10 protein-coding genes are annotated in these 11,708 nt (G+C 32.0%); 9 read left to right on the forward strand and 1 reads right to left on the reverse strand.

The window, feature by feature from the left end; translation table 11 throughout:
- Positions 1 to 7: 7 nt before the first annotated feature.
- From MKY37_RS16545 to MKY37_RS16575, 7 genes are all read left to right on the forward strand, one after another.
- On the forward strand, positions 8 to 235 hold the full coding sequence (locus tag MKY37_RS16545; RefSeq protein WP_340778770.1) for a hypothetical protein: 228 nt from the start codon (positions 8 to 10) through the stop codon (positions 233 to 235).
- On the forward strand, positions 225 to 563 hold the full coding sequence (locus MKY37_RS16550; protein ID WP_340778772.1) for a hypothetical protein: 339 nt from the start codon (positions 225 to 227) through the stop codon (positions 561 to 563). Before MKY37_RS16545 ends, MKY37_RS16550 begins: the two co-directional genes overlap by 11 nt.
- Positions 564 to 1,095: 532 nt before the next feature.
- Positions 1,096 to 4,659 carry an SIR2 family protein gene (locus MKY37_RS16555; RefSeq protein ID WP_340778773.1) on the forward strand — a complete coding sequence of 1,188 codons (3,564 nt, stop codon included), beginning with the start codon at positions 1,096 to 1,098 and terminating at the stop codon, positions 4,657 to 4,659.
- Between the two features lie 225 nt (positions 4,660 to 4,884).
- On the forward strand, positions 4,885 to 5,457 hold the full coding sequence (locus MKY37_RS16560) for a hypothetical protein (RefSeq protein WP_340778774.1): 573 nt from the start codon (positions 4,885 to 4,887) through the stop codon (positions 5,455 to 5,457).
- Between the two features lie 107 nt (positions 5,458 to 5,564).
- Entirely contained in the window at positions 5,565 to 5,822 is a 258-nt protein-coding gene (locus MKY37_RS16565) for an HNH endonuclease (RefSeq protein ID WP_340778775.1), read from the forward strand.
- A gap of 284 nt (positions 5,823 to 6,106) precedes the next feature.
- Positions 6,107 to 7,021, forward strand: a complete 915-nt coding sequence (locus tag MKY37_RS16570; protein ID WP_340778777.1) for a hypothetical protein — start codon at positions 6,107 to 6,109, stop codon at positions 7,019 to 7,021.
- A gap of 129 nt (positions 7,022 to 7,150) precedes the next feature.
- The gene (locus tag MKY37_RS16575; RefSeq protein ID WP_340778779.1) at positions 7,151 to 7,762 is read left to right on the forward strand and encodes a hypothetical protein; all 612 of its coding nucleotides are present in this window, start codon (positions 7,151 to 7,153) and stop codon (positions 7,760 to 7,762) included.
- 57 nt (positions 7,763 to 7,819) lie between these two features.
- Here the strand turns inward: MKY37_RS16575 and MKY37_RS16580 are convergent, their stop codons facing one another.
- Entirely contained in the window at positions 7,820 to 9,064 is a 1,245-nt protein-coding gene (locus MKY37_RS16580; RefSeq protein ID WP_340778780.1) for an RtcB family protein, read from the reverse strand.
- Positions 9,065 to 9,612: 548 nt separating this feature from the next.
- Between MKY37_RS16580 and MKY37_RS16585 the strand changes: the two genes are divergently transcribed.
- Both MKY37_RS16585 and MKY37_RS16590 read left to right on the forward strand, forming a co-directional pair.
- Entirely contained in the window at positions 9,613 to 11,208 is a 1,596-nt protein-coding gene (locus MKY37_RS16585) for a ribonuclease YeeF family protein (protein ID WP_340778782.1), read from the forward strand.
- Positions 11,209 to 11,222: 14 nt separating this feature from the next.
- Positions 11,223 to 11,684, forward strand: a complete 462-nt coding sequence (locus tag MKY37_RS16590; protein ID WP_340778783.1) for an Imm30 family immunity protein — start codon at positions 11,223 to 11,225, stop codon at positions 11,682 to 11,684.
- The last annotated feature ends 24 nt before the right edge of the window (positions 11,685 to 11,708 follow it).

Here is an 11,708-nt window from a genome sequence, read left to right on the forward strand (position 1 = left end):
TAAATAAATGGAGTTTACAACTATTATTAGTCTTATCTCAATGATTGCTACTGTTATTTCTACAATATTTGCTTTTAAAGCAAAAAATGAAGCATTAAAAACTAAGAATGAAATCATTCAAATCAGAAATGATTTTTCTTCAGTGGATACTACTAGTTCTATAATTAATCATGGAACTAACTCGGGAGTTCGAGCAGGTACTGTTAATGGGGGGGTTAGTTTTAATGGCAAGTAATACTGGAGAAAATAGAGGGGTTATGGCAGATACGATCAATGGACCAGTAACTTTTATTTATGATTCAAGAGAGAAAAAAGTTCCAACTTTATTGCCTAAACTAATTGCTGCACTCGCAAAAATGGACTTCAAACAGAAAAAAGATTTTAGAAAAATAGAAAAAAACAATGCGTATACAATTGAAGATAAAATTGATCATAATCAAGTAGATTCTTATGAAGAAGTAATCCGAAAGGTATATCCATCACCACAATATCCGCCACAAGGTTTTTCCTCAGGTTGTTCCAGTCTTTTAAATTCCCTCTTTATTTGGTCGAAATTGATCTAGTGAGAGAATATACAAAACATCTCCCTTGCGGATGATTCGTAAGCAATGATATTGTGCTCTTCGAAATCATTAACACTTTGTTTATCCATTAAGACTCTCGTTCGCTTAAACCTATTTTTTCATGGCTTCTAGCTAGAGACCTTCATTTTGATACTTGTTGCTAATTCGTATGGACCAAATTTTTCATTATATATTTTTAATGCTCTCTTGGATTTCTTTCTATTAATCTACTGAAAGAGTTCATAAAAGTATGCGAGAAACCACGAACGTTCATAAGGTTATTTAATGGTATTACGAACTATAGAAAACATTAAATTTGAGTAATTTAAATCAGTTCGCAAAAGTGTACTAATATGGACATTTAGGAATAAATATAAGAACACATGTAAAATAACAGTAATAGTATTGATAATTTCTTGAAGCAAAATACATAAATTACTAGAAATAAAAAGGTAAAAATGAGGAAGAGGTGGTACGATATGTATATTAAAAGTATAATTTATTGAATACTATGAAAAACAGGTGAAGAAAAATGAAGATACATACAGAAATACAAGATGCACTAAGAAAGAACAAATTAATCTTTTTTGTAGGGTCAGGTTTTTCCAAAGATCTTGGCTTTCCAGATTGGAATAGTTTACTGTCTTCCATTCTTAAAGAACTAAGTCATGACTACGATTTTTGTAACTTATTAAAAGCGAATTTAGATTCTGGAATGATGGATGCGTTAGAAATTTTAGACAAACTTAATCAAAAGGGACTAAAATCTTTAGTATTAAACAAGTTAGACAAATTCTTTCTATTAAGTAATGAGAATAAAGAAAAATTAAGGACAGAAGCTACTAAATATAAAAAGATGACCGAAGTTTCAAAAAAAATTATAACGACAAATTATGATCAAATACTAGAAATTGCTAATAGAGATTTACAGAAAATTACCTACCATAATGAGTATAGAATATCTAAATTACCTAGTTATGAAAACTATATTTTTAAGTTACATGGCTGTATTGAGGATCCTTCAAAGGCCATCTTATTCAGAGATGAATATGAAAAATTGTACAGACCGGATTCCATAGCTGTAGAAGAATTAAAAAAATTAATTTCTGATAATACTATTATATTTCTGGGCTTTAGTTTAACCGATGATTATGTTAAATATCAGTTTGAGTATATAAATAATTTATATAATGGTTTAAAGGGTAATCACTTTATGATTACCACAGAACAAAATATTAATATTACAGGTATCGAGTCCATAAAGCTAGAAGATTGGAGTGATCTGGATAATTTTTTTGAGTCCTTATTGGAATTAAAAACATCTTCAAAACAGATATCTGTAACTAATATTGAAGTAGAAGAAGTTATTAAAGAAAATAATACTGATATAGTAAAATTGGTAAGTGAAACCACAAAAATTTGTATATTATTTGCAGAACCTATTAATAAGGGTATTTTATTTGAGAAAAATCATATATTAAAAGCATTCAAGAATTATGACATCAATTTAACTGTTGAGATTTTTTCTGTAAATAAACTTAATAGTATCGAAGATTTTGATTATCTTTTCATTTTTACTGAAATGTATAATAACAAAATTTTAATAGAAGATGATTATATGACATCTAAGTTTATTTCGCTTACCAAGTTGGAAGAAGAACTATATCAAGAGAACCTTAAAGGGGTGTATTTATTTTCTTCTAGTAGTGGTTATGATACTTCAGAGGTATTAACAAATTCCTATGTTATAAACAGATATGATGAGAAAGATTTCAATTCATTGATATTTGGGTTATTTAGAAAAAATAATGTTCTATTTGATGAAAGTACTACTGTATTAAATCAAGCCAATTTAGAAATACCTCAGATTCCGAGAGGTAAATGTATAGTTGTACAGAGACAAACCCCCCTGTCCTCAGGAATTGATCCAAAGAATTTAATAAATTTTGTAGGCAGAACAAGTGATTTAGAATCAATTACCCGTAAATGCTTAGATATCGCTGGACGTGTATTTTCCATTAAAGCTTCTGGTGGAATAGGGAAAACAACTATCGTAAAAAAAATGGCCATTGAATTTGCTAAGAGAAATTATTATAAGGATGGCATTATATTTATAGATTGTGAACATATATATGATCTTAAAACTTTTGAATATAAAATGACGCAATGTTTTGAAATTGATAGCACAATTAATATTATAGAGTACCTACAACAAAATAATATTAAAAAAGACTCTCTTTTAATTCTAGATAATTTCGAATCCTTATTATATTTAAGGAACAAGGAGGATACATCATCCATCAAGAAATTAATTTCTATTATTTGTGATTATAGTTCTATAGTTATAACAACTAGGGAACTTCTTGATGAAGAGTATGAAGAATTTTATGATTTAAGAGCATTAACAACGGATGAAGCAGAAAATCTTTTTAATAGGTATTATAAATCTTATATAAGAGAGTCAGACAGAAAAATATTAAGAGAATCTATCTTAGAAAATCTATTAAACAATAATCCATTAGCAATAAAAATTGTTACTAGCAATATTCCGCATGGTAAAGACTTACTTACACTAAAAAAAGACTTAGAAAAGGATTTTTTTGATGCCACCACAAAAATAGATTATGAAGAAGTTTTTGATGAAAAAGTAGATATTAACATTGAAAGAACAAAATCGCTTTTCCACTCAATTAATTATTCATATAGTAAATTAAAACATAGAGAACAATTAATTTTTGAACTTTTAGCACTATTTCCTGATGGTATAAATATGGTGAATTTCAAGACTTTTTTTGCTAGCGATGCGTACAAGAAAGATGTTAATAAAATTTCTGATAAAGAAATTAGATCTTTAGAAAATAAGTCGTTGATACAAGTTTCAAATGGTAGCATGAAACTACAATCTATAGTAGGAAGATTTGCAAATAGTAAATTTAAGGATAGAATTGAGGCAGAAAAAAAACCATATTATAAAAGAGCGTTTGAATATAATCAATTTGTATTAGAGAGAATTGATAAACTTTATTCGGCAGAAATTAACTCTTCTTCACGTTTTCTAGAAGTTACACAAACACAAATTAACAATTTTATTGAGTGTATAAAATTTATTGAGTTTTTGGATAATGACAAATACGAAACCTTTCAGTATATAAGACAGGTGTGTTCAAGTATACAAATGCTTGAATTGCCTCCGATAACGCCTATTCTTGAAAATATTAAAGAACTATATAACGATATTGAAAATGGTGCATTACTTATTGATATAATTATTTTGAGATCAAAATATTATCGTGGAGATTTTGAAAATGTTCTTAATAAAATGCAACAGATTATTCCATTGCAATCAATTTTCGAGCTCGATAAACAAGAATTCTCTTATAATGAAAGAATAACGATGGATTATATATGTGCCTATGCATTGGAAATTTATTCTTATAAGCAAGAACTAGAAGTTTTAGAGATGGCGATTGCAAATAGTTATTTTTTAGAAGAGGTACCCCTCATACCAAACTTATTTAAACTAGGATTAATAGAGGACTTTGAAGAGTACTCATATAAAACTAATGGATTTTTCTACTGTGAATTCAAGTATAGTAAAGGGCAACTAAGCGTAGAAGAGTTGCAGCAATATATAAATAATCAGTATAGAAAGGATTTTATTGAGTCAATACAATTAAATTATATTAAAGCAAAAATGGGGGCAATTAATAAAAACACAGTTATTAAGCTTGTTCCAGTAAATCCTTATACCAAAGGGCTAAAAAGCTTAATGTTAGCGTTTTTAGAGAAAGACTTTGTTAAAGCGTATTCTCTATATAAATCTGCATTAGAAGACCTAAAACATATAAATTATTATTATGTAGAAGCTATGTATTATTTATCATTATTTCTCAAAAATAATAAACATGACGATTATTATAAATGGTTTGACAGAGGAAGAGATCAATCAAAAAAACGTGGATATATTTATTTATTTAAAAAGTTTAATAGTCTTGAAGGAACAAGTATAGAAGAAGGGGAAGTATTGCATCCAATAGATAAAAATTTGTTAAATAAATATTTAAATGAAATAATAGAAGTCAAATCCCCCAAATAACTAGTGATTGAATCAAAGGACTTCCAACAAATATTGTTGAGCTATTACTAGAGGCCTTATTTTTAAAAAATCTGCATTTGCAGATTTTTTTTGTTTAAAGGCGATACTATTTCTAGATATCGATAACCATCCTTATCGTCACTTAGAAATGGTATAATTTACTACAATCAGCCTTTATTTAATCGAGGTGCATTTTAGAGTAACTACATAAAAGGAGGATATTAAATGGCATGTCCAATAACTATTATCAAAAATGATGAGCATTTATTTGAAGCAACAAATATTCAAGAAGCAGCAAGATATTTAGCAAATCATCTGAAGACATCCAAATTAACATTTGATTCAATTGAACGTGGCTATGTATATGATATTCCTTACTATGTTGGAGAAGATGAATTTCGTTTTGTGGCTCCTGAAGAAATTGCAACCAGTCGTCGGAGAGAACTTGAAGAAAGATGGCATAAAAATGCGCGACGTGTTTGGTTGGTCCCAGCTAATCCAAATGAATACGACTTAGCGAGTGCATTTAGTCGATATGAAACATTAGATTGGAAACGCTCTTATAATTATGAAAAAGGTGATATTTTATTTTTGTATATATCAGGTAATACCCAAAAAGTTCGTTATAAAGTTGAAGTGATAGAGGGATTGGTACGTACTAATGATGTTCATTACAATAAAACTTTTTGGATGGATGAAGAGAAATATAATAAATCCTTAGATTATAATTGGACGCGTGTTCGCTTCGTAGATGAGGTTGATACTTCTGAATTATCCCTTTTTTTGAACATGATTTAACAGAAAATTATTATCCGGACGAAGTTCCTGAAACGTTAGAAGAAGGCATGAGTAAATCTGTTCGAGTCAATGTATATGAACGCAATCCGATTGCTCGCACCCAATGCATGAATCATTATGGAGCCCGATGCCAAGTATGTGATTTGAATTTTGAAAACAAATATGGAAAAGTTGGGAAAGATTTTATCCATGTCCATCACATTATTCCACTTCATCAATTACAACAAGACTACATTGTAGATCCAAAACAAGATCTAATCCCTGTTTGTCCGAACTGTCACGCGATGCTTCATTGTAAAGAAAATGGCAGGTACTTATCGATTGCACAATTAAGAAAACGCATTTTAAATCATAATAGGGCTTGATGAGAAAAACTAGATTTTATTGATAACACATTTTTAAAATAGAGAAAGTAATCTAGATGATGCAACAAACAAAAAGGATATAACACAACCTAACCTAACCGAAAAAAACCTTAATATACTCGGTTTTAAAGGACATAACGAGGAACGGAAAAATAATCACTCTATCAAATTTGAGGCGTGGTGGCTTAAACCAGAAACGATGGGTTGCTAAGCATTTTGAGCAGTATAAATAGTTTGCTTCGTCAACCAATTACTTTAACCTAGCTAATTAAAAAAGAATTTTCATGAAACTGGTGAACAAGCTATCATGTCCAAGACCAGGGAATAATGGGGCGGAAATAGAAAATATAAACCAAAATCCATTTGTGAAGTCTTTTCATAGTTTTAAAGAAATTGGTCAAGACTTTTGGTACGGGGTAGAAGCACGACGCGATAAATCACTAGATTCTAGCTATGATTTTATAAATTATATGACTTTCGGAGTAACAGATGGAATTTTGTCGGGAGCCGAAGAGAGAAGAGGCAAGATGTTCGACTCGGAAATGGACTTTGCTAATTATACTACATTTGGTTTTAGTGGGATGGTTAAAGAAGCAGTCTTGCCGGAAGAATCTTTTTCAAAGGAGCATTGGCTAAATAGCTTTGGTTTAGCAGGGAGCATTTTCGGAGTTGGCAAATTGTTAACATCACCAACTAAACCAGGTGTAGTAGCTCCTAAAGATATTGAAAAGGGAATGGGTTATAAAGAGCAAGGAAAACAAAGCGATTTTAATGAATTAATGGACATAGAAGATTCAAAACGATATGCCCAGTTTCGTGATAAAGTTGTTGTCGGAATGGATAAAGATGTCCGATTTGCAGCTAGTCAAATGGACACTAATAGTTTTATGAATAGTATTCTTCCAATCAAATTAAAAGAGCACAAATTAAGTTACAATCAATTTACTGATTTACGATTAAAACCGTCCTACGAGCTAAATGAAAGTGAAAGAATGATAATTCAAGAATTTCGAGACTCTGTCCCACGTCCAGATAATAAAACAACTTTAATAAAGAACATCCATGTTAAAGATATTCAAAAATATCTTGATGGAGAATATAGAACAGTTAAAGGTTTTTTGGCAAAAGCTGAAGATAGTTCCCATATACATGATTATTCTCACGTTCGAGAGTCTATGAGATTAGATTACTCTTATTAAGATGAATACAATGGAAAAGTAGTAAAACCTTATCCTGAGGATGGAAATAGTTATGGTTATATTGAATTTAAAGTAAAAAACCCGGAATTGCTTGCTCCTGAAAATTTAGAGATTCCCTATGGTCATAATATGAACAAATCGTATAGTGGTTGGGAAAATAATGAGTGGCCATGGACAGGAAATGGGTTTACTGCATCTAGAAATGGTGAAGATATACCAGAATGGACTTCTAAAAATTATATTGAATTAGAATTAGGTGCAAAATTACACAGAGTAGTTGATGGAAAAGATGAGGTTATTGGTTTAACGGCAGAGAATTTATTTCAGAAGATTAACGAGGTGAAAAGTATGTTAAAAAAAGGTTTACATGGAATCTATAAGGGAGTCGAGTATAGAATAACTGTTGATATGGATAATAATTTGAAAATTATTACTGACGAGAAAGAGAAAATAGATGCTACATTTGAAGATACTTACCAAAGTGGAGTTTACACTAAGATAGTGAAACCAAACGAATTAGTGGATTGTGTAAGTATTATTCCTTTTGGATTTATTAAAGGGGAGAAAGTCCAAATCTTACAAGAAAAAGAAAATAAATACCAGGTTGCCACTGGTTCTATACTGGTGGGAAGTAATCTAAATCTGCCCAGAGTAGATAGAGATTCCTGGCTTGGTTGGGTATCAAAAAGTGAGGTTACGCTAATTGAAGAGATAACTCCTGTAAATCCCAAAGAATTATAATTAGTGTCATAAAGCAAAATTGGAATTAAATTATACAGGATGAAAAAGGAGCAGAGATCAATTCGCTGCTCCATTATTTTTATTATATTTACTTTTTTTATAGCCGCCAATATACTCAGATGACTTGAAATTGTAAATTGGCTTTAGAATTTGTTTTACTTCAATAGTTTCCTTAGTGTTTTCAATAATTTCATTCATTGTCTTGTAAGCAAATGGAGATTCATCAATCGTGTCAATATCAACAGAAGTGGTGAATACATCTTTCATGGTTTCCTTAAAATCTTCCATATTGAGAGTAGCCTTAGCCTTAGTTCGACTAAATATCCGCCCTGCTCCGTGAGGACCTGAGTAATTCCAGTCTTCATTTCCTTTCCCTTCGGCCAATAAAGAACCATCTCGCATATTGATGGGAATCAACACGAGTTCCCCTTTTTGAGCAGATATTGCGCCTTTTCTTAATATCATATTATCTAGGTCTACATAGTTATGAACTGTATCTATTCTACCGACTTCTACGAAATTCATGTTTTCTAAGACAACCTGTGCCATTGCTGCTCGATTCCACTTAGCATAATCCTGTGCTATTTTTAAATCGTGAAAGTATTCTTCCATTTGTAACCCTTCCAGATAAGATAGTTCTGCAGGAACAACTACTTCTTTTGTTTTAAAAGATTGAATGGCCTTTTGTATTTCGTTTTGTTTTCCTTCTCTTTTCAAGTTCGCTATTATTTCTTTTAATTCCTCCTTATTAAATCTTAAAGTATCTATTGCACGTTTTTGGTGAAATCTTGCTACTTTAGCTCCTAAATGTCTAGAACCAGAGTGGATAACTATAAATAGTCTTCCATCTTCCGTTTGATTTACTTCGATAAAGTGGTTGCCACCACCAAGTGTACCTAACGAAAGGTTAGCAGTATCAAGTGAGAAGGGAGCAATTACTTTAGAAAGTTCAATATTGGATGTAAATGAGTGCGGGTTCTGTCTAATACCTTGACCTGCTGGTACAAAGAGTCGAATTACTTGATCAAGTTTTTCAAAATCTATATCACTTTTCTGAATCTCCATACATAACATGCCGCAACCAATATCGACTCCTACTAGATTAGGAACGATTTTGTCTTTTATTTTCATTGTAGTACCAATAACTGCCCCTTTTCCTGCATGGCAGTCTGGCATAATACGAACATTACCACCCGCCACAAACTGCTGATCTAAGAATGTTCTAATTTGTTCAATTGTCACGTCATCAATATTTTCTGTAAATACTTTTGCATTATCAAATTTACCTTTAATTATTTTCATCAATTCAACACTCCTTCTTTTCAACTCCTATGTATCCATTCGAGTTCGGAGCAGTAATCCCTTTTTCTTTTTTACTACTTTAAAAAAAAATAAAAAAACGTAGGGGGAAAAGCACTTGCCTCCGAGTGTAAATTTTATCAAACATAGTCTAACAATTTTATGTTAGCTAAAAAACTTCAATCCAAAGGCTGAAATAGAAGGTTTTTCTTTATAAAGGTACTTCTTAAGTTTCTGTTCCAGACTCAGTTTTGTCTTTTCGGGGACGGGCGAAGAAAGTACTTAATGAACTCATTTAAAATATTTCCTTTTAACTACTATTTTCCTCGGAATATAGTGTAAGAGTCACGGGCGATTTTGTTGCATTAATCCGTAAGGTTTATTTTTGAGAATATTATATCTTCTCCCTTTACCTTCCTGAGTAAAAATGGAATATTATAACTATTAATAGTTTGCTAGAGGGGGAGAAGAATGTTTACCTGTGGGGTAATATTGTATAATAGAAAATATGATGAAGTGGCTATTTGTAGATGTTCGATGAGGCAAAGCCTATGAAAATATTGGATGTAGATATATTTCAAGATGGGCTACAGCGCAATCTAGCTATGTTAGACAGGCTATGCAGTGAAATGAAATCAATCCACCATGCAGTGGAGGGTCTAGTCAAGATGGAGGACCAATTAAAGGGAGCGGGGGGAAATGCCATACGTTCCTTTTACCAGGAATGTCATTTACCGTTTCTTCATTTTTTCCAGTTGTTTTCTGAACAGTTTAAACAAGTGCTTAACCAGATGGAGGCAGCACTTCATTCACTGGAACCTGATTCCTCCGGTTACATACTCGAAACATTTCTTGACGGAGAGCTAGAACAGGGACTTACACTTATTGGCGAACTTACAGCTAGCTTGACGGATGAGGCAAACAGTATCATGGATCAAGTGAGTGATATTGTTGCCCTGCCCCATTTAGACGATAGTGAAGTGCAGGAGGGAGTTATTAGTTCTAAAAGAAAACGTGATGATACCTTAATGAAACTTTATGAATTTGATGCTACCCAGACGTACGCACTGAATCCCATTGAACATGGTTTGCAGACGATGGACACGTGGTTGACGGATATGGAAGGACTGTTCCAAGCAGGGGTAAAGGATATAAATTTCTTGCCTAGTCAGTGGGATGTCCTTACGTATAGAAGTGACATTAGAACAGAACTGTTCCCAAAAGTGTTCTTAAATCCAAATGACTTATGGGTAAAGGAAAAGGAACAGCTAATTGGTACCATGATTACCGCAGCGACTTTTCAAACGTTGGAAGGAAAGAAAGTTAAGACGATTGAAGAAAACGTAGCGGAAAATATAAAATATCATGAATATGATAATGGTTTACTCGTTAAAGAGTATGTAGTAAATCAAACTGTTTTCTATGAAATTGTTTCCAAGGTTGAATATAAAGAAGTAGCCGTCAGCTTAGACAAACCGAAAGAAAACAAATTCCTAGATTCTTTACAGTTTGGATTAGATATTGCAGGACTTATACCTGTTGTAGGTGAAATAGCGGATGGAGCAAATGGACTGATCTATACGGCAAGAGGGGATGCATTAAATGCGACACTTTCTTTTTCTGCGATGATTCCAGTTGTAGGCATGGCTAGTACCGGTGGTAAACTTGCTGTAAAAGGAAGTAAGGCAATAGGAGATGCTCAGGATGCGAGCAAAGCTGCAGATTATGTTACAGATGGAGCTAAGGGTAAAGGTAATCCTCTTTTGCCTACAGAAGGTAAAGTTGGGACATTTAAGGAACTTGCAAAACAAGGTACTGCATTTGATAATATTACACCGCATCACATGCCTTCTGCTGCTAAGATGAAACAAGCGGGGATAAAAAGAAATAATGGTGTAAGTATGAATATGGAACAGCCCCATCCAGGAGTAGGTGGAAGGCATAGAGAAACATATACTTATGGTTTAAGTGGAAATAAATTAGAAGAATATTTAAATCTAAGTTACCGTGATGCCCTTGCTCATGATATATTAAATGCAAAAAGAATATACATGAAGGATGGTATGTACACATCTGAAATAAGAGAAGGGCTTATAAATACAATTAGAAAGAATAGAGAAATATATCCAGAGTTATTTAATAAGTGAGTGGGGTGGAGTGTATGGATATTAAATTGGAATTAAAGAAGGTATATACAAATAGACTTTTACAATCTCAAAAAGAAATATCTGAATTTGAAGAAGCGTTAAGTAATCTCATTGGTTTAGGTGATAAATCACTCATTACTGAATTATGCATGGGATTTGACGATGATACTGAACAATATGAAATAATGTTCGGATTAGTACATGGTATAGAGCATCTCTATAAAGAAAATATCGAAGATGGATTATATTTAATAGCTTTAGCTGTCCCGAGAATAATAGATAGAGCTAGAGAATGGATGGAAGTTTTACATTACAGAATTTTAAATCATGAACAGGTAAGAAGAATTTACGGTAGTGTGATTTCTAAGCTAGATATTAAGACAAAAGAGATAATAATCAACTTATTAAGAGACATAAAAAGCGAAGACCCAGATATGTTTGGCAATCCTGTAGATGAAGTATTAAAGGCAGTATAATTATAATCACCTTAATTGGGGTAA

The sequence above is a fragment of the Psychrobacillus sp. FSL K6-2836 genome (assembly GCF_038003085.1).
Taxonomy (GTDB): domain Bacteria; phylum Bacillota; class Bacilli; order Bacillales_A; family Planococcaceae; genus Psychrobacillus.